The sequence below is a fragment of the Pseudoalteromonas sp. bablab_jr010 genome (assembly GCF_016464105.1).
Taxonomy (GTDB): Bacteria; Pseudomonadota; Gammaproteobacteria; order Enterobacterales; family Alteromonadaceae; genus Pseudoalteromonas; species Pseudoalteromonas simplex.
This window is the reverse complement of sequence record NZ_JACDWV010000161.1, coordinates 1-23,041: the sequence shown is the minus strand read 5'-3', so window position 1 is coordinate 23,041 and position 23,041 is coordinate 1. Positions and strand designations below refer to the sequence as shown.

The 23,041-nt window shown below is 41.4% G+C and carries 27 protein-coding genes; 16 read left to right on the top strand and 11 right to left on the bottom strand.

The features are described from left to right. Position 1: 1 nt before the first annotated feature. From JIG37_RS17110 to JIG37_RS17085, 6 genes are all read right to left on the bottom strand, one after another. Positions 2 to 556, bottom strand: a complete 555-nt coding sequence (locus tag JIG37_RS17110; protein ID WP_199529904.1) for a cytochrome b — start codon at positions 554 to 556, stop codon at positions 2 to 4. A gap of 218 nt (positions 557 to 774) precedes the next feature. Beyond that, positions 775 to 1,236: a hypothetical protein gene (locus JIG37_RS17105; protein WP_199529903.1), complete on the bottom strand. Its 462-nt coding sequence runs from the start codon at positions 1,234 to 1,236 to the stop codon at positions 775 to 777. Between the two features lie 140 nt (positions 1,237 to 1,376). Next, complete coding sequence (locus JIG37_RS17100; RefSeq protein ID WP_199529902.1) at positions 1,377 to 2,228, bottom strand: GNAT family N-acetyltransferase; 852 nt, start codon at positions 2,226 to 2,228, stop codon at positions 1,377 to 1,379. A gap of 74 nt (positions 2,229 to 2,302) precedes the next feature. After that, a complete protein-coding gene (locus JIG37_RS17095) occupies positions 2,303 to 3,139 on the bottom strand; it encodes a ScpA family protein (RefSeq protein WP_054561234.1) in 837 nt (278 codons plus the stop codon). An 8-nt stretch (positions 3,140 to 3,147) separates the two neighbouring features. Continuing rightward, complete coding sequence (locus JIG37_RS17090; RefSeq protein ID WP_130166260.1) at positions 3,148 to 3,768, bottom strand: L-threonylcarbamoyladenylate synthase; 621 nt, start codon at positions 3,766 to 3,768, stop codon at positions 3,148 to 3,150. Between the two features lie 9 nt (positions 3,769 to 3,777). Continuing rightward, on the bottom strand, positions 3,778 to 4,617 hold the full coding sequence (locus JIG37_RS17085) for a PHP domain-containing protein (RefSeq protein ID WP_199529901.1): 840 nt from the start codon (positions 4,615 to 4,617) through the stop codon (positions 3,778 to 3,780). 523 nt (positions 4,618 to 5,140) lie between these two features. On the opposite strand from JIG37_RS17085, the gene JIG37_RS17080 reads away from it, so the two are divergent. Genes JIG37_RS17080 through trpA form a run of 6 tightly spaced genes read left to right on the top strand, consistent with a single transcriptional unit; the run spans position 5,141 to position 11,701 of the window. Beyond that, positions 5,141 to 6,709, top strand: a complete 1,569-nt coding sequence (locus JIG37_RS17080) for an anthranilate synthase component 1 (protein WP_062565124.1) — start codon at positions 5,141 to 5,143, stop codon at positions 6,707 to 6,709. Continuing rightward, complete coding sequence (locus tag JIG37_RS17075) at positions 6,709 to 7,314, top strand: aminodeoxychorismate/anthranilate synthase component II (RefSeq protein WP_062565123.1); 606 nt, start codon at positions 6,709 to 6,711, stop codon at positions 7,312 to 7,314. Before JIG37_RS17080 ends, JIG37_RS17075 begins: the two co-directional genes overlap by 1 nt. A gap of 9 nt (positions 7,315 to 7,323) precedes the next feature. Then, positions 7,324 to 8,343 (top strand): anthranilate phosphoribosyltransferase, encoded by a 1,020-nt coding sequence (gene trpD / locus JIG37_RS17070; protein WP_138602342.1) that lies wholly within the window; start codon positions 7,324 to 7,326, stop codon positions 8,341 to 8,343. Continuing rightward, complete coding sequence (gene trpCF / locus JIG37_RS17065; RefSeq protein WP_199529900.1) at positions 8,336 to 9,700, top strand: bifunctional indole-3-glycerol-phosphate synthase TrpC/phosphoribosylanthranilate isomerase TrpF; 1,365 nt, start codon at positions 8,336 to 8,338, stop codon at positions 9,698 to 9,700. The genes trpD and trpCF overlap by 8 nt, the downstream gene beginning before the upstream one ends. A gap of 7 nt (positions 9,701 to 9,707) precedes the next feature. Further along, entirely contained in the window at positions 9,708 to 10,892 is a 1,185-nt protein-coding gene (trpB, locus tag JIG37_RS17060) for a tryptophan synthase subunit beta (protein ID WP_138619900.1), read from the top strand. Continuing rightward, the gene (gene trpA, locus JIG37_RS17055) at positions 10,889 to 11,701 is read left to right on the top strand and encodes a tryptophan synthase subunit alpha (RefSeq protein ID WP_199529899.1); all 813 of its coding nucleotides are present in this window, start codon (positions 10,889 to 10,891) and stop codon (positions 11,699 to 11,701) included. The genes trpB and trpA overlap by 4 nt, the downstream gene beginning before the upstream one ends. 59 nt (positions 11,702 to 11,760) lie before the next feature. Here trpA and JIG37_RS17050 read toward each other — a convergent pair whose 3' ends face one another. Then, on the bottom strand, positions 11,761 to 12,333 hold the full coding sequence (locus JIG37_RS17050; protein WP_054552914.1) for a type 1 glutamine amidotransferase domain-containing protein: 573 nt from the start codon (positions 12,331 to 12,333) through the stop codon (positions 11,761 to 11,763). 137 nt (positions 12,334 to 12,470) lie between these two features. Then, on the bottom strand, positions 12,471 to 12,740 hold the full coding sequence (locus tag JIG37_RS17045; protein WP_138602350.1) for an HU family DNA-binding protein: 270 nt from the start codon (positions 12,738 to 12,740) through the stop codon (positions 12,471 to 12,473). A 194-nt stretch (positions 12,741 to 12,934) separates the two neighbouring features. On the opposite strand from JIG37_RS17045, the gene JIG37_RS17040 reads away from it, so the two are divergent. Together JIG37_RS17040 and JIG37_RS17035 are read left to right on the top strand one after the other, a co-directional pair. Beyond that, positions 12,935 to 13,522, top strand: coding sequence for an inner membrane-spanning protein YciB (locus tag JIG37_RS17040; RefSeq protein ID WP_054561224.1), 588 nt, complete (start codon positions 12,935 to 12,937; stop codon positions 13,520 to 13,522). Between the two features lie 58 nt (positions 13,523 to 13,580). Further along, complete coding sequence (locus JIG37_RS17035; RefSeq protein ID WP_054552911.1) at positions 13,581 to 14,219, top strand: CPBP family glutamic-type intramembrane protease; 639 nt, start codon at positions 13,581 to 13,583, stop codon at positions 14,217 to 14,219. A 55-nt stretch (positions 14,220 to 14,274) separates the two neighbouring features. Here the strand turns inward: JIG37_RS17035 and JIG37_RS17030 are convergent, their stop codons facing one another. Beyond that, a complete protein-coding gene (locus tag JIG37_RS17030) occupies positions 14,275 to 15,699 on the bottom strand; it encodes a sodium-dependent transporter (RefSeq protein ID WP_054552910.1) in 1,425 nt (474 codons plus the stop codon). A 176-nt stretch (positions 15,700 to 15,875) separates the two neighbouring features. Between JIG37_RS17030 and JIG37_RS17025 the strand changes: the two genes are divergently transcribed. From JIG37_RS17025 to JIG37_RS17005, 5 genes are all read left to right on the top strand, one after another. Continuing rightward, complete coding sequence (locus tag JIG37_RS17025; RefSeq protein ID WP_054552909.1) at positions 15,876 to 16,175, top strand: YciI family protein; 300 nt, start codon at positions 15,876 to 15,878, stop codon at positions 16,173 to 16,175. 151 nt (positions 16,176 to 16,326) lie between these two features. Next, positions 16,327 to 16,578 carry a PepSY domain-containing protein gene (locus JIG37_RS17020; RefSeq protein WP_054552908.1) on the top strand — a complete coding sequence of 84 codons (252 nt, stop codon included), beginning with the start codon at positions 16,327 to 16,329 and terminating at the stop codon, positions 16,576 to 16,578. Between the two features lie 2 nt (positions 16,579 to 16,580). Then, a complete protein-coding gene (locus JIG37_RS17015; RefSeq protein WP_054552907.1) occupies positions 16,581 to 17,255 on the top strand; it encodes a response regulator transcription factor in 675 nt (224 codons plus the stop codon). Next, complete coding sequence (locus tag JIG37_RS17010; protein ID WP_054552906.1) at positions 17,249 to 18,586, top strand: ATP-binding protein; 1,338 nt, start codon at positions 17,249 to 17,251, stop codon at positions 18,584 to 18,586. The genes JIG37_RS17015 and JIG37_RS17010 overlap by 7 nt, the downstream gene beginning before the upstream one ends. Beyond that, positions 18,573 to 18,989, top strand: a complete 417-nt coding sequence (locus JIG37_RS17005; RefSeq protein ID WP_138602354.1) for a hypothetical protein — start codon at positions 18,573 to 18,575, stop codon at positions 18,987 to 18,989. Before JIG37_RS17010 ends, JIG37_RS17005 begins: the two co-directional genes overlap by 14 nt. Positions 18,990 to 19,199: 210 nt before the next feature. Here JIG37_RS17005 and JIG37_RS17000 read toward each other — a convergent pair whose 3' ends face one another. Continuing rightward, positions 19,200 to 20,237, bottom strand: coding sequence for an AI-2E family transporter (locus JIG37_RS17000; protein WP_054553083.1), 1,038 nt, complete (start codon positions 20,235 to 20,237; stop codon positions 19,200 to 19,202). Between the two features lie 152 nt (positions 20,238 to 20,389). On the opposite strand from JIG37_RS17000, the gene JIG37_RS16995 reads away from it, so the two are divergent. The 3 genes from JIG37_RS16995 (at position 20,390) to JIG37_RS16985 (ending at position 22,551) form a co-directional block, all read left to right on the top strand. Continuing rightward, positions 20,390 to 20,980: a hypothetical protein gene (locus JIG37_RS16995; RefSeq protein ID WP_199529898.1), complete on the top strand. Its 591-nt coding sequence runs from the start codon at positions 20,390 to 20,392 to the stop codon at positions 20,978 to 20,980. A 63-nt stretch (positions 20,981 to 21,043) separates the two neighbouring features. Continuing rightward, positions 21,044 to 21,949, top strand: a complete 906-nt coding sequence (locus tag JIG37_RS16990; protein WP_199529897.1) for a M14 family metallocarboxypeptidase — start codon at positions 21,044 to 21,046, stop codon at positions 21,947 to 21,949. A 185-nt stretch (positions 21,950 to 22,134) separates the two neighbouring features. After that, positions 22,135 to 22,551 carry a hypothetical protein gene (locus tag JIG37_RS16985; protein ID WP_054552903.1) on the top strand — a complete coding sequence of 139 codons (417 nt, stop codon included), beginning with the start codon at positions 22,135 to 22,137 and terminating at the stop codon, positions 22,549 to 22,551. Positions 22,552 to 22,588: 37 nt separating this feature from the next. Here the strand turns inward: JIG37_RS16985 and JIG37_RS16980 are convergent, their stop codons facing one another. After that, a complete protein-coding gene (locus JIG37_RS16980; RefSeq protein ID WP_348535087.1) occupies positions 22,589 to 22,900 on the bottom strand; it encodes a FixG Ig-like domain-containing protein in 312 nt (103 codons plus the stop codon). Between the last annotated feature and the right edge of the window lie 141 nt (positions 22,901 to 23,041).

Sequence of the window (23,041 nt, the reverse complement as noted above, 5' to 3'; positions counted from 1 at the left end):
TTTAATCATCCTTCAATGGTTTGATCATTCTAATTAAGGTTTTATCTTTATCGATAAAATGATGTTTTAGTGCCCCTAAAGCATGTAAAACAACCACAGCTATTAGCCCATACGCGGCATAAAAGTGAATTTTACCTGCAATATCTTCTTGGTTTGCGACCGACTCTGGTAATGCCGGTACATCAAATAAATTAAATACTTCAATTGCACGGCCATCAGCCGTAGAAATTAAATAGCCTGATGTCACAATGACGACTAAAGCTAAATAAATTAGTTTATGGGCTGAGTGTGCAACTCGATTCATTGCTTTTGAACTGCCTGCAACAGGCTCAGGTTGGGTGCCTAACAAGCGCCAACCAAATCGAAACAGCAATAATGCCGCTAAGGTAATACCAACGCTTTTATGCAAGTCCAAAGAACCTTTGTACCAAGCGTCGTAATAGGTTAGCTCAACCATATATACGCCTAAGCCAAACAAACCAAACACCCCAAGTGCCATTAACCAGTGCACTAAGATGGCCACCCAGCCATAACTTGACTTTGAATTCTTTAACATACTCATTTCCCATGAGAATCGTGAAACTAGGTACAGCTTAGCTTAGGATTTATATAATGAAAATAGCGTAAAACGAACAGCTTCTGTGCGTATGTGCACACCCAAAAAAAGTTGAAAGGGGAAGGTGTTTGGTACTATACGGTAATTTGATATAGGCAATTTCGACTATTTTCACCCATAAAACAAAGCCAGCTTCTGCTGGCTGTGGTTTCAAATCATTACTTCCAAGGGGAGTCAGAACGACCAATTCTCCAACCTGAGCAAGGATTATATTCAATATATTCTGAATTAGGGCAGAAAACATGAAACATTTCGTCGTCCTCATCTGATAAACACAGAATTTCTACAAGAACAAAGTTATCAAAAGATAAAGTTACGTCGCCAACATCATTTTGAGATACAGCCCTAATTGAACCAAAACTGATAGTTTTAAGTTTTTCATCTAGCTCTTCATTTGTTTCAACGTCATCTAAACATGCACAAATTACCTGTTTATTTTTAATAACTCTCCAATTACTTGAATACGTTCCAATTTCCCATTCACGGTACTCTCCAGAACTAGCTTCGTTATCTTTTTTTCCAAAACCTAAACTCAAGGATGTGCTATTACCAACTGCTTGGCGAACACAATACAAGTTAATAACTTCATTTATTTTATTTTCTATTACACTATTAATCATTATCCCCCCCAAAGATTTTAGCCAGCTTGGAACACACATTATGAAAATTAATATAAAATTAACCTCATTATCTGAGACAATGGATTACACACTCTTTAGTAAAGTTTAATTGGTAGATATTAGCTAATTCTAAATCTAGCTCAGCCGATTTCAAAAGAAGTCACACCGAAAATACGGTTTAATGGCAAACTCGGAGAGTCGTTGGTATACATTCTGGCGGTTTCAAATGACACCTGCATGTTGTATTTCTGTGCCAAAGCGACAGCAGCTTGATTGATTTCTGGTGTATCAAGGAAAATAGCGTCGGATGCACTCGCTTTAGATTTTAAAGCAAGGAACAAAGATTCAGCTAATTCTGGTGAGTCGGCAAATAAGGGGCCAACTTTAAAGCCGTTCTGGCACTTGCGAATTACGCCGTATCCTGCCAGTTCCCCATTGTTCATTACGCCCAAAGCGTCGCATTGGGGTTGGCTTAACCAGGCTTTGGTAAAGTTTGCTCTATTCACTGGGAAAAAAGCCTGTTCGTATGCGTCAAAAATTTCGAATGGCACAGCATTAAGATCTACAATGTCTGCATTTTGCGGTGAACTACCACCGCCTACTCCTGCAAAACGAATATTACGATAAGCCAAATTAAAACCAGACTTTTTATAGTTTTCTTGCTGTTCCACCACACCATCAAGGCCAATATTCAACCCTTCAAGGCGCTTTAATGCGGCATTCCAGATTTGTATTCCGTAACCTTTGCCACGGTAACCGGGTTTAACAATGTAGAAGCCAATAAAGCCAAATACATCGTGGTAATTAATGGCAGAAATTGTAGCAATAGGTTCAACGTCAAGAAAACCGACAAGAAATCCTTCAGGATCAGCAGCAAAATAACACTCTGCATCATTAAGGCCCGGATTCCAGCCTTCTGCTGCAGCCCAATCAATCATGAGTTCGACTTCCTTCTTGGTCATGGTTTTGATTGTAAAATGTTTACTTTGCATCTGCTTTCCTTATATTTTTCAGTCTACTCTGACAGCTAACTTAAAACTTACTGCTTAAAACTATTAACTTCCAGCTATTCGCCTTCTTCCACCAAACCAACATAAATCTGGCTATTGGCATCTACCTGAAAGCAGCTGATCAGGTTTTCTTTCACCAGCTCTAACATGGCGATAAAACTAACGACAACACCACTTCTGCCCTCTTCTACCGTAAAAAGAGTACTAAAAGGTAGCTGTGATTGGGCTTCTGAGAGTTTATCTAAGATTAAGCTCATCCGTTCACGGGTCGATAAGGCTTCTGCGGTAATATGATGGTGTTCAAATGTTTTAGCTCGGGCCATAACGTCGCTTAGCGCAACTAACAAGTCTTTCATGTCAACGTCAGGTAACAGTACCTCACGCTCACTGAATTCTGGCACCAGTGCTTCGGCAACAAAAATATCGCGGCCTTCGCGAGGGATCTCATCAAGATTTTCTGCGGCTTTTTTAAATTGTTCGTATTCCTGTAAACGTCTGACAAGCTCAGCTCGAGGGTCTTCTTCCTCTTCAAGCTCTTCATGTTTTGGTAATAATAGTCGTGATTTAATTTGTGCTAATAACGCCGCCATCACAAGGTATTCACCAGCCAGCTCAAGCTGAAACTCGCTCATCATTTCAACATAACTCACGTATTGCTCTGTAATACTAAAAATAGAGAGCTCTAGTACATCGAGTTTATGTTTTTTGATTAAATACAGAAGTAAATCGAGAGGACCTTCAAAGGTTTCTAAAATGATCTCTAATGCATCGGGGGGAATATATAAATCTTCAGGTTTATCAACCACCGCTTTACCATGCAAAAAAGCCAGTGGCAGCTTTTGCTGTACTGGCTCTTGTAAATTATCTGGCGCGTCAAGCTCTGGGCTAGTCAATGAAGTCTCTACTCAAATGGTTTAGTATCACCACAACCCACACGTAAGATTTCGATATCATCATCCGACAAGTCAATTACTGTGGTTGCCTGTTCAGGAAGATAACCACCATGAATAATTAAATCAACTTGCTTTTCAATGCGATCGCGAATTTCATCAGGATCTGCCTCGGTATATTGCTCACCCGGTAAAATTAAAGAGCACGACATTAACGGCTCACCTAATTCAGCCAATAAAGCACAGGTGATTGGGTGTTCGATAACACGAATACCAATGGTTTTTTTCTTTTCGTTTAATAAACGCTTTGGTACTTCTTTAGTGCCTTTAAAGATGAACGTATAAGGCCCAGGGGTGTTATTTTTAATCAATCTGAATAACTGATTATCAACGCGAGCATAGGTAGATAGCTCAGATAAGTCGCGGCAGACCAAAGTAAAGTTATGGTGTTTTTCAATGCCACGAATACGTTCAATGCGCTCTTTTGCTTGCTTATTACCAATGCTACAGCCAAGTGCGTAACCCGAATCGGTTGGGTATACGATAACACCGCCTTGCTTAATAATATCAACCGCTTGGCTGATTAAGCGTGGTTGCGGATTATCTGGATGAATATGAAAAAACTGACTCATTACACGCTCCTATTGCCCTTCCCATGCTTGCCAAACCCCTTGGCAATCTTTTGGTAAGTATAAATTTTTACCTAACTCCAACCAACTGGTCGGAAAATGAAAATCTGACCCTTGTGACGCAAGTAAGCCATATTCACGGCAAAGTTCACCTAAAAACTGGCGCTCACTGGGTGCTTGCTGTGGTTGTGCAACTTCCATCGCATCGCCACCGGCATCTTTAAATTCAATAATTAATTTCCGTAGCCACTTATTCGACATTTGATAACGCCCAGGGTGTGCTAGAACGGCAACCCCACCGGCTTGATGAATGGCAGCAATTGCAGTTTGCATATCGCACCAACTACTTGGTACATAACCTGTTTTTCCTCGCCCTAAGTACTTTTTAAATACCCCAGGAAAGTTTTTAGCTACACCACGTTCAATCAGTGCACGGGCAAAATGCGCCCGTGTGATCTGGGCGTTTTCAGCAAATGTCCTTGCTTGGTCATAAATGCCTTCAAAACCATTTTTCGCAAGGCGACGACCTATCTCTAAAGCGCGCTCTTCACGCTTGGCTTGTTGAGATTGTAATAATGACAACAGTGCGTCATTTTCGTCATCAACATTTAAGCCAACAATATGAATTTCAAAGCTTTCCCATTTTGTTGATACTTCAACGCCAGCAATTAATTTAAGCGGTAAATTATCATTTGTAATGACTTGGCGAGCAGGTTTTATCGCACTTAACGTGTCGTGATCGGTAATTGCAAACACATCTATGTTTTTCTCAACCGCGCGGTGTAACAATTGCTCGACTGATAGCTGACCATCTGAGTATGTGGTGTGGCTATGTAAATCGTATTTTATCAAAGGGAAAGACTGCTTTACGTAAGTTCTTGAATCAATGATGTGAGTATAACAAAAATTTACTGCGAGGGCGTGATTATCTTATATAGCTGTGTGTTTTACCCTCATAAATGGGCAATTGCGATGGGTAAATGCCGAACTCGTACTAATATGTAAATTAATACTTGACAGTATCCGCTTAGGTACGCTTTACTGTATGCACTTTCAGACACGTTAAATAAGCAATAACAATGAACAAAACAATTCAAATCACAATTTGGTGGTGGCACTCGTAACTAGCGGGTGACGAATTGTCGTGTCTAACGATTTCAAAACCCGCTCAAGTAGCGGGTTTTTTTATATCTAAATTTTAAGGTTTTATAATGAATTACATAGCAACTCTTACACATCATTGGTGGTGGCGCCTGGCTTAGCGGGACGGTAAGGGTCTATCTAATTTATAGGCATCTTTATACGAACCCCGCCAAGCATCGCTTCGCGGGGTTTTGTTTTTTAAAGAGTTTTTGGGAATGAGGGAGAATGAGGTTTGATTTTTAGTCATATAACAACGACACCGGGTGAAGTAACCAGTATCACTCAAGTGCGCGACTACATCAGTAGCCCACTTGCGTTATACAGTTTACTCGATAAGCCTAATTCACTGCTGTTAGAGTCTGCTGAAATTGATTCTAAAGACAGTGTAAAAAGTCTAATTTTGGTTGACTCAGCGCTACGTATTGTTTGCCAAGGCAAACAGGTCACACTCACTGCACAGTCAAATAATGGCAAGCAATTACTGCCTTATTTACAAACTCATGTGCAAAACTGCTCTGCAGAGCTTGTAGAGGATACATTAACGTTAACCTACAACGAGGTCGCAAGCGATATTGATGAAGCCAGTAAATTAGTAGCAGATAATGCTTTTAGTGCGCTACGTAGCTGCATTAACAGTATTAAAAGCACCACAGACAACCCATTCTCTGTGTTCTTAGGCGGTGTGTTTGCCTACGACATGGTTGCTAATTTCGAAACTCTTTCTGATGTGCCTGACGGCGAAAACAGCTGCCCGGATTATGTTTTCTACCTCGCCGAAACGTTAGTTGTCATCGACCATCAAGCAAAAACAACCGAGCTAATTGGCAATGTGTTCAACGGCCCTGAAGTCCATGCAAACTGCTTTGAGGTTGGTCAACAGTTAGAGCGTTTAAATGCCGTATGTGACAATGCACAAAGCTACCAAGGGCAAAAGCAAACAGGCTCAAACCCAATTTCTGTTGATGTTAGCGACGAGCAATACTGCGAACATGTCATCAAGTTAAAAAATAACATCGTTGATGGCGATATATTCCAAGTTGTGCCATCACGTACTTTTTCTCTCGCCTGCCCTGACTCACTTCATGCTTATAGCCAATTAAAACTACAAAACCCAAGCCCATATATGTTTTACATGCGCGATGAAGAGTTCGTGTTATTCGGCGCATCACCCGAGTCAGCCCTCAAATATTGCGCAGAGAGTAAACAAGTTGAGGTATACCCAATTGCCGGCACTCGCCCGCGTGGCAAGTTTGCTAACGGGCAAATTAATCCAGACCTAGACAGCCGCATTGAGCTTGAACTTCGTAACGACCAAAAAGAACGTGCCGAGCACCTTATGTTAGTTGATTTAGCAAGAAATGATGTAGCCCGTATTAGCGTACCCGGCACACGTCACGCTAAAGAGTTATTAAAAGTAGACCGCTACTCACAAGTGATGCATTTAGTTTCACGCGTGGTGGGTACTTTAAAACCTGAACTCGATGCGCTACATGCTTACCAAGCTTGTATGAACATGGGCACCTTAGTGGGTGCACCTAAAGTACGCGCTGCCGAGTTAGTTCGTCAAACCGAACAAAAACGCCGCGGCAGCTATGGAGGTGCAGTGGGTTATTTAACGGGCGATGGCGCCATGGATAGCTGCATTGTTATTCGCTCTGCCTTTGTTAAAAACGGCACGGCCTACGTGCAAGCAGGTGCAGGTGTGGTGTTTGATTCAGATCCACAATCAGAAGCCAATGAAACCCGTGCTAAAGCACAAGCTGTGATCACTGCGATTCAATCGACTTACGAGGCACAATAATGACGACAACATCAGCCTATAAAATCTACTTTTTAGATAACTTTGATTCATTTAGTTATAACTTAGTCGATGAACTTTCTATGTTAGGGTGCCAGTTAGTGGTATACCGTAATAACATCAGTGCACAAAGCATCTTCGACAAAATGTGCCAAGAGACAGTGCCTGTATTATTAGTGCTTTCACCTGGTCCTGGCGCACCATCTGATGCTGGTTGTTTAATGGAGCTCATTGAACTGTGTAAAGGCCGCTTCCCGATGCTGGGTATCTGTTTAGGGCAGCAAGCACTAACACAAAGCTACGGTGGGGTTATTGGTCATGCAGGCGAAACTGTGCACGGCAAGTCATCAATTATTACGTTGACTGAGCACCCAGTATTCGCGGGTATGGGCGATAAAATGCCGGTTGCTCGTTATCATTCATTAATGGCAACCAAAGTCCCTGATGATGTTGAAGTAATTGCTTGTTATGAAAATATTCCGATGGCAATTTACCATCAACAAGATAATGCCCTTGGCTATCAGTTTCATCCTGAATCAATTTTAACGCCAAATGGCGCATTGCTATTACAACAAAGCATTGAATTTTTAACCGCACGCGTGCAGTAGAGGAATAACATGGAAGCAACAACTCAAACCCAGTTAAACCAATTATTAGCAAAGCAAGATTTATCATTTTCGCAAGCAACTGCATTATTTGATGCCATCATGAATGGCCAGCTTAATGATATTGAATTAACGGCTGCACTTATCGCCCTAAAACTAAAAGGCGAAACAAGTGATGAAATCGCCGGTGCGGCGGCATCAATGCGCGCCAATGCAGTGCCATTTCAAACCAGCAAAACCTTACTTGCTGATAGCTGTGGTACAGGTGGCGATGGCTCAAACACAATTAATATTAGTACAACGGCTGCTATTGTTGCTGCCGCTGCGGGCATCAACATGGTCAAACATGGTAATCGCAGTGTGTCGAGTAACTCGGGCTCAGCTGATTTACTTAAAGCCTTGGGTATCAATATCGATATGAGCCCTGAGCAAGCAGCGCATTGTTTAGACAATACTGGGTTTACATTTTTATTTGCACCGCATTATCACAGTGGTGTACGCCATGCGATGGGCGTGCGTACGGCTCTTAAAAGCCGCACAATTTTTAATATCTTAGGTCCACTGGCCAACCCTGCTGCCCCTGAGGTGCAATTGCTTGGTGTTTATGACCCTTCACTGTGCTTACCAATGGCCGAAACCTTAAAAACCCTTGGCACAAAACGCGCTATGGTGGTTCACGGTGCAGGCACTGACGAAATCGCCTTACACGGGACAACCAAAGTGGTTGAGCTTAATAACGGTGAACTGAGCGAATACACGCTAACAGCGAGCGATTTTGGTCTTGCAAACTATTCACTTGAACAACTAGCAGGCCAAGGCCCAGAATATAACGCAAAAGCAAGCTTAGCGATTTTACAAGGTCAAGGTGAAATGGCGCATAACGCTGCCATTATAGCCAACGTCGCCGCCCTTCTTTATTTAACCGATAAAGCAAGTGATTTAAAAGCAGCCGCAGATCAAGTAATTGAATTATTAGCATCAGGCAAAGCGATGGACACATTGAACGCAATTATTGAGGTAAGTCATGGCTAACGTGTTAGACAAAATTGTTGCCGACAAACGTATTGAATTAGAACAAAGAAAAGCACAGCGCCCGCTTGAGTCATTCATTAGCGAGGTTGTGCCAACCAAGCGAGACTTTGAAGCAGCATTAGCAGCAACCGGTACGCAGTTTATTTTAGAATGTAAAAAGGCCTCACCGTCAAAAGGACTTATTCGCGAACCATTTAATTTAGACGAAATTACATCGGTTTATAAAAAGTACGCAACCTGTATGAGCGTACTAACAGATGAAAAATATTTCCAAGGCAGCTATCAGTACCTTGAATACGTGCGCAGCCAAGTGGAACAGCCGCTTATTTGTAAAGACTTCTTTATTGATGAGTACCAAGTTTATTTAGCACGCTTATCTGGTGGTGATGCCATTTTATTAATGCTCTCAGTTCTTGATGACGAGCAATATTTAGCGCTTCATAAAGTGGCTGACTCTTTAAATATGTCGGTACTCACTGAAGTCAGTAATGAGCAAGAAGTAAGCCGTGCTCTTGCACTTAATGCCAGCCTAATTGGTATTAATAACCGCGACCTTCGTGATTTAAGCACTGATCTTGCAACAACAGAGCGTTTACGTCAGCTTATCCCAAATGACAAAGTGGTAATTTCAGAGTCGGGCATTTATACCCATAAAGATGTAAAACGCCTTGCACCATTGTGCGATGGCTTTTTAATTGGCAGCTCATTAATGGCTGAGCGCGACTTAGAAGCCGCATGCCGTAAAGTCATTTTAGGTGAGAACAAAGTGTGCGGTTTAACCCGTTCACAAGATGCGATAGCAGCCTACGCCAGTGGTGCTGTGTATGGTGGCTTAATTTTTTATCCTAAGTCACCGCGTTATGTCGATATCGACTGTGCCAAGCAAGTTACGCAAAGTGCCCCGCTCGCGTATGTGGGTGTGTTTGTCAATGCACCTCTTGAACAAGTGGTCGATTATGCACAAAGCTTAAAATTAGCTGCAGTGCAATTACATGGTGACGAGAATAGCGAGTATATTCAAAGTCTCAGAAAGCAATTACCGCTTGGCTGTGAAATTTGGAAAGCCCAAGCCGTTAAAGGCGAATTACCCAAACCGCTTGAAGGGGTTGACCGCCATTTGTACGACACTTACAGCAAAAGCCAAAAAGGCGGCACAGGCGAAGCATTTGATTGGTCTGTGCTAGAAACGGCAACCGTGCCGTTTATGTTAGCCGGGGGTTTAAACCCAGAAAATATTCACGCAGCGCTTTATCGCGGTGCTAATGGTCTTGACCTAAATTCTGGCGTTGAAGCGTCAGCGGGTAAAAAGTGCCAAACAAAATTACAAAATGCGTTTTCGCATATCAGAAATTATTGAGGTTAGAATGCAAAATCCAGCTTATTTCGGTGAATTCGGTGGTATGTTTGTACCACAGCTGCTTGTGCCAGCACTCAAGCAACTAGAAGCAGAGTTTAATAAATCGCAAAACGATCCAGCTTTTCAGGCTGAGTTTGAAAAACTATTAAATGAATACGCAGGCCGCCCTACGCCATTAACACTGACACGTAACTTAGTTAAAAACCCTAAGGTAAAACTGTATTTAAAGCGTGAAGATTTACTGCACGGCGGTGCACACAAAACCAATCAAGTACTTGGCCAAGCACTCCTTACTAAACGCATGGGTAAAAAAGAAGTGATTGCAGAAACAGGTGCCGGCCAACACGGTGTTGCAACGGCCCTAGCCTGCGCCCTACTTGGCTTAAAGTGCCGTATTTACATGGGTGCAAAAGACGTTGAACGCCAACAACCAAATGTATTTCGTATGAAATTAATGGGCGCAGAGGTTATTCCTGTCACAGCGGGCTCTGGCACCTTAAAAGATGCCGTAAACGAAGCCCTGCGTGACTGGTCAGCAAATTACAAAGATGCTCACTATCTACTAGGCACTGCAGCAGGCCCTCACCCATTCCCAACCATGGTGCGTGAGTTCCAAAAAATGATTGGTGAAGAAGCAAAACAACAAGTGCTAAAAGCTGAAGGTCGCTTACCGGATGCTGTGCTTGCTTGCGTGGGTGGTGGCTCTAACGCCATTGGTATGTTCACAGACTTTATTGATGAGCCAAGCGTAAAATTAATTGGTGTAGAGCCTGCTGGTAAAGGCTTAGATACCCACCAGCATGGTGCAACCTTATGTAAAGGCACAAAAGGCATTTTACACGGTACCTATACCTATATTATGCAAGATGATGATGGTCAAATTGAAGAGTCTTACTCTGTATCAGCAGGTCTTGATTACCCTGCTGTTGGCCCACAACATGCGCACTTACATGAAACTGGCCGTGCTGAGTACGTAGGTATTACCGATACTGAAGCGCTTGAAGCATTCCAACTACTGGCTAAGAACGAGGGGATTATTCCAGCGCTTGAATCAAGCCATGCCCTCGCATATGCCCTTAAATATGCCGAGCAACAAACCGAAGACACTATTTTAGTGGTTAACCTAAGCGGCCGAGGCGATAAAGATTTGGCTCACGTACACAGTGTTTTATCAGAAGGAGGCGCACTATGAGCCAGACTAACCGTTACGGACAACTGTTCGCCACATTAAATGAAACAAACCAAGGTGCTTTTGTACCCTTTGTTACGATTGGCGATCCTAATAAAGCACTGAGCGTAGAAATCATCAAAAGTTTAATTGATGGCGGCGCCGATGCCCTTGAGCTAGGTATTCCATTTTCAGATCCGATTGCAGATGGCCCGGTGATCCAAGCGGCCAACATTCGTGCACTTGATGAAAACATCAATACCCAAGATTGCTTTGATATCATTAAACAAGTGCGCCAGTACAATGCCGATATTCCAATTGGCCTGTTATTGTATTCAAATCTTGTGTTTAAGCGTGGCATCGAAAAGTTTTATCAAGATGCTAAAGAAGCCGGTGTCGATTCAATTTTAGTGGCTGACGTGCCGCTACATGAGTCAAAGCTATTTCGCCAAACAGCAATGAAAAATGGTATTGACCCAATTTTTATTGCTACACCGAATGCTGATGATGACACGTTACGAGAGTGTGCGTCATATGGCCGCGGTTACACATACCTTCTTTCACGCGCAGGTGTGACAGGCACAGAAACCAAGGCACAAATGCCAGCAGATTCATTAGTTAAAAAACTAAAAGATTACCATGCTGCACCGGCATTACTTGGTTTTGGTGTATCAACGCCGGAAGATGTTAAATCAGCACTCGATTCAGGAGCTGCTGGTGCGATTTCAGGCTCTGCGGTTGTTAAAATCATCGAGGCAAACCTTAATGATCAAGCAGCAATGCTAACTGGTTTAAAAGAGTTTGTAGCCAGTATGAAGGCAGCTACAAAGTAACTTATTGTATTGCTTAAAAAAGGGCCATAAAGGCCCTTTTTTGTGCTTAACATTTATGATTAATGATGGCGATGCTCGCCCTCTTTAATCTCTTCTATGAATTTTCGATTAAAAGCCTCTAAGTCGGCTGGGCTTCGGCTTGTAACTATGCCCTCATCAACACACACCTCTTGATCAACCCAATTAGCTCCTGCATTGATTAAATCAGTTTTAATACTTGGGTATGAGGTTACTTTGCGGTCGCGTAGTTTATTAATTTCGGCTAATAACCATGGGCCGTGGCAAATCGCGGCGATGGGCTTGTTTTTACCGGCACTGAAAAAACCATCAACAAAGGCTTTTGCTTCGCTATCTTGACGTAACGTATCTGGGTTAAATAAGCCACCAGGCAGAAGTAACGCGTCATACTCAGCAGAGTCTGCTTCGCTGACTACACGGTCAACACTGACTCGCTCACCCCATTGGTTTTCATCCCATGCGGTGATATCGCCACGCTCAAGTGACACAACTTCGACAAGTGCACCCGCTTCTAATAATGCGCTTCGTGGTGACAATAGCTCGCTTTGCTCAAAACCATTGGTTGCAAGAATAGCAATCTTTTTACCATTCAGTTGGCTATTTAAATTTGACATGTTATCTCCTTATTTAGGTAAACCTAAATGATTAACAGCATACAACATGCCAAACTTAATAGATTGAAAATATTGAATAAATTTTCAGGTGTTCTATTTATGCTCTGTAAATACTACAACAGCTTTGCAAATCCTGCTTATAAACCGTCTTTGAGTGCTTTAGCAGGTTTAAAAACTGGCTTGTTAGCGCCTTCTATTTCAATTTCTTCACCGGTTTGTGGGTTGCGTCCTTTGCGTGCTGGGTAATAACTCAGAGCAAACGTACCAAAGCCATTAATTTGCACTTGATCGCCCTCAGAAAGAGACTTTTCGATAGCATTTAACATGCTGGTTAAGGCAGCTTGAGTGTCTTTTTTTGTTAATTCACTGTGGGCAGCCATTTGCGATACTAACTCGGCTTTATTCATAAAAAGTGCTCCAAAATACGCCGCTTAATCATCTGAGGTTAAGCGGAAAAAGATAAGGTAAAACAACCTAAACGCAGGTTTAGGCCAGATTGGCTCGGGAGGCTAAGCTTTCAGGGCTGCTAAGTCAACCTTGTATCTTGCACGATAACTTGATACAACCCAGTATCTTTTTATATTAGAGCATTTATAAATTTATGCATGCGATTATTGAATACATCCCGCTGATCCTGTTTTTTGCGGTTTTCAAGTTAGTTGATATTTATTGGGCAACAGCCTTGCTGATGCTAACCACCTTAATTCAAGTTGCTTACTGTTATTTTAAAGATGGTAAAGTGCCAACCCGTCACTGGGTGTTTTTTGCCATAGCGGTGGTGTTAGGTACCCTCACCTTAGTGTTCCACGACGAGCAGTTCGTAAAATGGAAAGCCACCATTGTGTATGCCATTTTCAGTGTTACTTTGCTGGTAAGCCGCTATGTACTTGGCAAAAACTTAGTGAAAAAAGCACTAAGCTCGATTTTAGAAAATGCCTCTGAGAGTAAACAAGAAATCAACGTACCTGAAGCGCTCTGGAATAAGCTTAACCTGTTTTGGGTTGCAGTGACTGCTGGTATCTCGGCGCTGAATATCTACATTGCCTATAACTTCTCGCTCGATTTTTGGGTTAACTTTAAAGTGTTTGGCTTAATGGGCATTACCTTTGTTTGCGTGTTAGCAACGATCATCACCCTATTCAAATACTTACCAGAAGATGACGAAGAGAAAGATCCAAAGCAATCTTAATGTCATAAATCTGTCGTCTTAGCTTGTTAGCGTAAGCAAAAAACACGCTGAGACGACATTGAACGCTAACCAATACCGCTGGCTTGAATTTACCCTCATATTTGTTTCTTTGCCGCTATTAGGCTTCTTTCTTCGTGCCTACCTCGCTAACTGGCTTATTCCTGCCCTTATTATTTTAATGGCCGTGTGCGGCATGTTGCTTTTATCTGATCCCCATTTTAAACGCTTTCGTTTAACAAGCCTTGGGCAATTTAGTGCGGTAAAACGTCGCTTATTTAGTTTCTTCTTTTTAGGGGCGCTATTCTCTGGAATGTTTTACGGGATCATGAATCAAGAAAACTGGTTTTCACTGCCACGAAACTCGTTTAACGATTGGCTAATGTTGTTATTGCTCTACCCTATTTTATCGGTGATGCCGCAAGAGCTGATTTTTAGAACCTACTTTTTCCATCGCTACAAACGCATTATGCCAAGTAAAACGGTGCGTATTATTGTCAGCGCATCAGTGTTTGCATTGGCGCATATTGTCTATGCGAATGTATTGGCCGTACTGTTGGCTTTTTTAGGGGGGCTGCTGTTTTCTTATACTTACGCGCAAAGCCGCTCAACCTTCGTATGTGTGATTGAACACAGCTTATGGGGACTTTGGATGTTTACCCTTGGCTTGGGTGATGTGCTCGATGCGGGGGCCTTTTAATTTAATAGGCATAAAAAAGCCGCGCAAAGTGCGCGGCTAAGTATTGAACTGGTCTTTAAAATCCGAAAATACTAAATGCAAAAAACTTAGTCGCCACCGTATTTACAAAGATTAGTAATAAAATGGCAGGGATAAACGTTGATAGTGAGAAGTTCACATACTTCTCTGTGAAGCTGCCAATATAGCCTTCACAGCCTTGGCTTAACTCTGCCGACAAGTTTGCTTTTTTCCAACGATACATAACGAATAAACACACCATTAAACCGTTAAGCGGTAAAATTGTGTCGTAAAACACATCATAAACAATATCAAATAAGCTCTTATCTGCACCGCCATAGCTAACAAACTTTGTAAGCGAGTCAACCATACCAAATGACATTGTACACAGCACAGTTAAAACACCTGTAGATAAAGTTAAGATAGCCAGTGCTTTTTTACGGCTAATACCTTTGCGGTCGCTTAAAGTCGCTGTTGGCACCTCTACAATTGATACAAGTGACGTAATTGCAGCAAAAAAGACAAGTAAGAAGAATACAAACGCAACAATTGATGCACCCACGTAGCCAATATCAGCTTGTAACGCTAATAAAATTTTTGGTAGGTAAACAAAAATCATCGATACTGACGAATCTGATAAATTACTAGGGTCAGTATCTGGGTTAAAACTGAAAATAGCTGGAAGCACCATTAGACCAGCAATAAATGCCACCATCGAGTCAGTAACTGCAACCATTTTTGCACTACCAACAATGTCATCTTTCTTAGAAATATACGATGCATAGGTCATTAAGATACCCATACCCAGTGACAACGAGAAAAACGCTTGAGCTAATGCACCATTTAATACGCTGGCATCCATTTTTGAAAAGTCAGGAACAACATAGTACTTAACACCGGCCATTGCGTTATCAAGAGTTAGTACGTATACAACCAACGCGGTGAGTAGTACAAATAAAGCTGGCATCATAAACTTAGCCGCTTTTTCAATACCTTCTTTAACACCGCCCACTAAAATCAAGTTAACGATGATGGCAACCACGGCCATATAACCAAACACGGTGTAGCTATTGATAAAGGTGCCAAAATTATCCGGCTGCGCCAAGGCATCTAGATTACCAAAAGCGGTTTGCGATAAATAACCGAAAATCCATACCGTGATCACCATGTAAAAAACAGCAATCATAAATGGCGTTAATACAGCTAAAAAGCCAGCAAAGTTCCATTTTGGATCATTACCCGCTAAAAATTTGTATGAACCTAGTGGATCTTTTTGCGCTTTACGACCCATGGCCATTTCAGCCATCATCACTGGCAAACAGATAAAAATGACAAACAATGCATAGACTAAAAGGAAAGCACCACCGCCGTTTTTTGTGGCTGAAACAGGAAAACCTACTAAGTTTCCGATACCTACAGCAGAACCGGCTGCCGCTAAAATAAAACCGAGGCGGGAGCTAAAATGCTCGCGTTTTTCGCTCATTTAAAAACCTTATTATTATTTTCTCAACCCAGCGACTCTAACAGTGTTACACCGCGTATTTCAAGCTTTATAAGTTAAAGTTATATGGGTTTGTGTAAAGATTATTACGCGAATAATCTCTCGTCTATTGCTAAGAATATGCTACTATTTTTTAAAAATAACATTGAGAACACACCATGCTGTATATGATTTATTCAACGGATGTTGAAAATAGTTTAGAAGCTCGCAAATCTGCACGTCCTGCTCACTTAGCACGCCTTCAAGAATTAGACGATCAAAACCGTTTATTTACGGCAGGCCCATTGCCAGCCATTGATAGTGAAGATCCAGCTGACGCTGGTTTTACTGGTTCATTAGTGGTTGCTGAGTTTGAGTCGTTAGAAGCAGCACGTGAATGGGCTGCAAACGATCCGTATATTGCGGCGGGTGTTTACGACAACTCAGTCGTAAAACCATTTAAAAAAGTATTTGGTTAACCTCTGAACTTAACTGAATCAATAATTCAGTGTTTGTTCACGGCTTATTAACTAAGATTTGGCTATTGAATTACAGAATTTAACGTAATTACTTGAATTTTAGTTAATTGGTTAATTAAACTAAATGGGTCTGGTTTAGGAGTTCCCCGTCATGCGCATATTATTAGCCTTCAGTTTTAGTCTTTTATTTGCATTATCAAGCTTTCATGCTGATGCCAATAAGAAACAAGCCCAAGAGGTGACTAAAAAGCAGGCTGTGACGATCGCCAAAAAGTCTGAAGACGGCCGAACCCTAAAAATCACAGAGCAAGATAAAGTATTTACCGTAAGAATTTTAAAAACGAACGGCCACGTGGTTGATGTCCATGTGAACAAAAAGACTGGCGAAGTGAAAAAGGATTAAGAATGCGAATTTTAGTTATTGAAGATGATTTACACTTAGCAGATAACCTTCGTAATGCCCTAGAAAAAGAGCGTTACAGCGTTGACCTTTGTCACGATGGTGAAGCTGGTTTATTCCATATTACCGAATACCCGCTAGATATGGCGGTAGTCGATTTAGGCTTACCTAAAGTTGATGGTATTGAACTAATTACCAAAGCACGTGCACAAGGTATTACCATTCCTATTTTGATTTTAACGGCACGTGACCGTTGGCAAGATAAAGTAGAAGGCTTAGATGCAGGTGCAGATGACTACCTAACTAAACCTTTCCACGTTGAAGAGCTAATTGCCCGCTGTAATGCGCTTATCCGCCGTAGCGCCGGTAAAGCAAACCCAGAAATGACAGCTGGCCCTATTAAAATTCATACTCGCTCACAGCAAGTATGGGTTAACGATAAAGAACTTAGCTTAACGGCATACGAATACAAAGTTTTAGAATACCTAATGGTTAATCCACAAAAGGTAATTTCTAAATCTGAACTAACTGAGCACATTTACGACCAAGACTTTGACCTTGATTCAAACGTAATCGAAGTTTTCGTATTGCGTTTACGTAAGAAGCTTGACCCTGATGGTACCCTTAACCCAGTAGAAACATTACGCGGCCGTGGTTATAGGCTTAAAAGTCAGTGGTAGCATCGCAAATACCGCTTAAAGTAAGGCAAGGATTTATCCTTGTCTTTGTTTTATTAGTCGCCCTACCAATTCTGTTTTTCTCAATTGGTAAGGCTTACTACGCCTCTTTGGTCGAAGCGACCGAAAAAACCCTCGAAGCTCACTTATATTCATTAATTTCTGAAGTTGATTTCACTGAACGTGGCATTGTTATGCCTAGCACCATCTTAACGCCAGAGCTAAATCGATTAAACTCAGATACCTACGCGATGGTTTATCGCGGTGACTTACCAGTTTGGTATTCTGAATCGGCTACTAATATCAACTTTATTCCTGATAACTTTGAAGCCCCAGCTGGCTCTGCGGATTTTCGTCGTGTTGAATACAACAATACCGTGTACTGGCAGTTAACCCTTACCGTTATTTTAGAAAACATTGATCAATCTGAGCATGCACGTTTTATCCTATTAAAGCGTAATGATGCCCTACTGAGGTTGATGGATGGCTTTAAGCAGACACTCGTAAATTGGATGTATGTCATGGGAGTGTCCATTGCTGCACTCATGGCGATTGGTTTTGTTTGGAGTGCAAGACCACTGCAACGACTCGATAAAGAAATTAAAGCCATTGAGTCGGGTGATAACCAACAAATTAAAGGTCTTTACCCGGTTGAACTACAAACTATTAAAGCCGATTTAAACTTATTGCTTGAATCGCAGCAACGCCAAAAAGAGCGTTACCGTGCTTCGTTGAGCGACCTTGCTCATGCATTAAAAACGCCTTTGGCAGTGCTTAAATCAAGCCCTTTAGCCAATGATGCGGATGCACAAGAGCAGCTAGACCGAATTAATGTGATGATCGAACACCAGTTAAAGCGCGCTGCAACAGGTGCGTCTGACACATGGAAGAAACAAACTCATATCAAGCCTGTTATTGACTCAATTATAAGCGCGATGAGCAAGGTTTATCGCGACAAAGATATTATATTTACCTCAGAGGTTAGTGAAAAAGACTATTTCTTGGGTGATAAAACAGATTTGATGGAACTACTTGGTAATTTAATCGATAATGCCTGTAAAGCTTGCCGTTCACAGGTCGATATAAAGGTTAAGCAGAACAAAAAGTTAACCCTCAGTATAAGTGATGATGGCCCAGGTGTCCCTGAGCACAAGCGTGAATCATTACTGACTCGCGGTACCAGACTCGATACCTATGAAAGCGGCCACGGTGTCGGCATGGCTATCGTGTCGGATTTAGTCAACTCGTATAATGGCACCTTAACCATTAAAGATGCAGAGAAACTAGCCGGTGCTGAGTTTATATTAGAGTTTAATTACCATGATAAAAAATAAAACATCAATACTCGTTAAGGGCAGCTTTCTAGCTTTAATTGCGAGTGCATCGCATGCTCAAGCAGAGCAAACGTGTGAGCTTGCTAGCAACAATACCGATGACACCAAACGCTATATTCAATGTCTTGATCAAGTTATCGCCGATCTGCAGCGTGACCAAAAGATGTGGATTAATAAGCTCACTATGGATCTTGAGAAAATCAAAGAGGATAGCGGTAACAGCCAATTGCTACCGATTTTTAATCGCAGCATCAAGAACCAAGAGCGTTATTTAGAAGACAGCTGTCGTTGGCGTTATCTACAAAAAATGCCAAATAGTACGAAAGCCGCTATTGCCTACAAGCAATGTGAAATTGAGATCCTAAAAAACCATGTGCAGGTTTTACAGCGACCTCTAAAGTAATAGCAACTCACAGATTCTCATGGACAAAAAGGCGCTTAAGCGCCTTTTTATACCAATTCGCTTAATTAAGTGGTCTATTTTGAGGCAAGAAAACCTCGTTGATAGCAAGGCAAAAATTTCGTTATTTAGTTGTTCTAAATCAGAAATTTTTAACGCAGATAGCGACAGGTTTAATCCCTCAAAATGATTAAGTATTATTGCGGATTGGTATTACTCTTCAAGTTTTAGCTCTTCGCCATTGCCAAGCAAGGTAGCTAACCATCGCCCTTCTTGACTAGTCTCTAAGGCTATTTTAACTATCATGGTTAATGGGACTGACAACAACATGCCCACGGTCCCCATCAGCCAGCCCCAGAATATTAACGATAAAAACACCACCAGCGTCGATAAACCCAACCCTTTACCCATAAAGCGCGGTTCAACAATGTTACCCATGACGGTGTTAATAACCAAATATCCGCCAGCAATAAACCCTGCAACCAGTGGGCCTTGAGTTATCAAAGCAAGTAACACAGGAGGCACGGCAGCAATGATAGAGCCTATGTTTGGAATGTAATTAAGCATGAACGCCACTACACCCCAAAGTACAAAGTAATCAACATCAAGTGCCCACAGCATAAAGCCTGCAAGCATACCTGTGCCTAAGCTAACCAGCGTTTTAATAGCCAGGTAAGAATTAATTGAATCTAAAAAGCGATCAACCTGCTGCATTTTCATTTCAGGATCATCAAGTGCTAAATGCACTTTTTTACTCAGCATAGGTCCTTCAAACAACATGAATACCACGGTTAGGATGATCAAAAACAAGTTAGCCATCACGCCACCGAGGCCTGTGAGCATGTTGGTTGCAACATCAATCATTTTGCCCGGATCGAATAAAGAAATAATCTGTTCTTTATCAATCAGGATGTTATAACTCGCTGCAACATTAACCACCCAGACAAATTCTTCTTTTAGTTGTGCTTTGTACTCAGGCAGCTTTTCAGAGAAATCGGTCATCGATTGCCCAACCAACCCGGCAAGGCTTATCCCTACACCGACAATCATCAACATCACAAATACAACAGCAATGCCTTTAGGGATACCGTATTTGGCAAAGAAACGAATTAAGGGATTACAAATAATGGCAATAAAGGCTGCCAATACAAATGGGATAACAATCACACTTGCAGCTTTAATACCAGCTAAAACAACGACTAAAGCAGCAAATATCACTAAACTTTTATTTACACCAGTCAGGCTCGACAAAATAAAATCCTTGTTAGTTTTTTTATCAGTGTAAGTGAAATACGTCGCAAAATAAATCACAAAGCTGCTGGCACAATTAATGCTCTTTATACGTGCATAATTTGAACAATTTATGATACATATAAGTAAGCGTGCTTTAAAAGGAGCTTTATATGGCACATTTATCCGAACAAGAACTCTCTTTTTTCAACCGTTTATTCGAGGCTGAACGGACTGATAGCGATCCAACCGATACAAAAATGTCTGTTAGGCTTAATTTGCCTGATAAATTAAATGGTTTACTTACCAATGCCAAACTGACACTGCTTGCTGAAGTGGGGATTTATCAATTGTGGTTTCCTCTTGAATTTACCAAGGACGAGAATGGTCAGCTGATCCCTTTACTTAGCGCACCAGAAGTAATAGACACCAAAGGCATCGAACGCAGCTGGCGTACGCCTGATCTCGAAATTCACACAGAGCAATTTCAGATACTGTCTTTATCAAGCACAGGCGTGTTACTCAAGCCAAAGCGTCAAACTCCTATTCTCAATAAAGAAATACTGTTGGTATTTAATTTACCGAGTGAAGAACAGGTTATTCTTAGCGTAAAGCCAATAAGAACGACCAGCAAAGGAATTGCCGGAAAAATAGTGAAAGTGTGCCAAGGTGAAGATGCACTTCGTAATTACTTATTTGAGACCCATAAGCACCATCATGCAAAGCTGTACGAGCAAGGTAACTTTACTACTGAGCTTATCTAGTTGCAGCAGCTTAACAGCTTAGATAAGCTTGGCGTTTTGCAGCAAGTCACAACAAGGTATTTTATGAGTTACCCTATAGGAACCCCTGGTAGGCCGTGGAACAAAGAAGATAAGAAAGCATGGTTTGAATTACAGTCAGTAAAGCGTAGCTATTTAGATGATGTTGTATCGCAACTAGACTCTTTAACAAGCGATTTCAATATTGAGCAATATGGCGCATTAAGTTACGACAGCGACAAATACCCTCTTTACATTTTAAAGAGCAAACAATGGCAAGCTGATAAACCTGTTGTGCTGGTTACCGGTGGTGTTCATGGTTATGAAACAAGTGGCGTGCATGGTGCTTTAGCGTTTGCTAAGAGAAGTGCCAAAGACTACTTTGCTGATTTTAATATTTTAGTGGCTCCGTGTATCAGCCCTTGGGGATATGAAACGATTAACCGCTGGAATCCAAATGCCACGGATCCAAATCGCTCTTTCTATGCAGATAGCCCCGCTGAAGAGTCTGCAGCAATTATGCAATATTTAGCCGATAACACTATTGCACCTTATGTGCATATTGACCTACATGAAACGACAGACACTGATAATAGTGAGTTTCGCCCTGCTCTAGCAGCACGTGATGCAAAGACCCACGATAACTGGAACATTCCTGATGGCTTTTATCTTGTCGCTGATAGTGAGCGTCCGCATGATGCATTTCAAACAGCGATTATAAAATCAGTTGAGAAAGTAACCCACATCGCACCAAGTGATGAAAATAACCAATTGATTGGCGTACCACAAACTCAATTTGGTGTAATTAATTACCAAGCGAAAAAACTGGGGTTATGTATGGGCTTAACCGATGCAGAATATGTCACAACAACAGAGGTTTACCCTGATAGTCCACAAGCAAATGATGACATTTGTATTGATGCACAAGTAGCCTCAATTAGCGGTGCTCTAAATTACATTGTTAACAAATAGTTAGCTATACTTTAAAAAGGGAGTGGATTATTTATTCACTCCAATGCAAAATAATTAGATAGGATTCACATAAAAATAAAATTAATGAAAAAGTTATGTTTTTTGAAATTTGTATACTAAATAACTAGACACATACATAGAATTGTATAAAATTCGCGCTCTTTTTAAGTTCAAAAGGAAGCAAATTGGAATTTAAGAATCACTATGGCAGTGTCAGGATTATTACTGAAGGTCCAATTGTTATTGGGCAGTTTTCTGGCAATATTAACGCTCGTTTAGTCAATGACTTTGCAATCAATTTAAAAAAGCATATTACTGCTTTCGCTGGAAAGCCGTGGGCGTATATTAGTCATTCTACCCATTTACTTGCTACCACCCCTGATGCAGAACGTGGTTTTACTCAATTATTCCGTGCCCTGCAAGGCACTAACTGTATAGCAACCGCTTATATGTTTAGCTCGTCTATTGTGCTTAATCAAATGAAACGCATCATTGCACAAGCACAATCTCCAATTCAAATAATGGACTGTTTATTTGATGATTTAGACAGCGCTAAAGCTTATGTGCTAAAGCAGCTCGAATTTGCAGAAATGGCTTGTTAAAAACAAGCCATTTTCGTTTCTAGAGCCGTGATTGAGGTTAATCTCGGTAAAACTTAGTTTCTTTAGTTATTGCGATATCAGCATCTTCTAATGCTTGAATGTGAAAACTAATAGGCGTTACTTTTGACTTTAACTCGTAGCCATCAGCAACCACAGTGACAGGCACACGTTTCATCTGACCTGCTTCAACAGTTATCTTTTCAGGCACCTGTAAGCTTGCTTCTGCAATACCACTTATACCGATTGAATAGCTCAAGCTATGCTGTGTTTTGTTGATAATTGATAAAGTATATGGGTTTTCTACTAAACCTTCAAAATTAACACGATACAGGGAATTACGGTCACGAATGGGCCTTGTTGATCAAATGCAACTCTCTAACAAATTCACTTAACTTACTGATATTTAGGCAGACCAAGGGTGTTGATCTTATTTAGCGCCTTCACTTTGATCATCGCTTCAACCAGTTGGCGATTGTAATCACGCGCATTT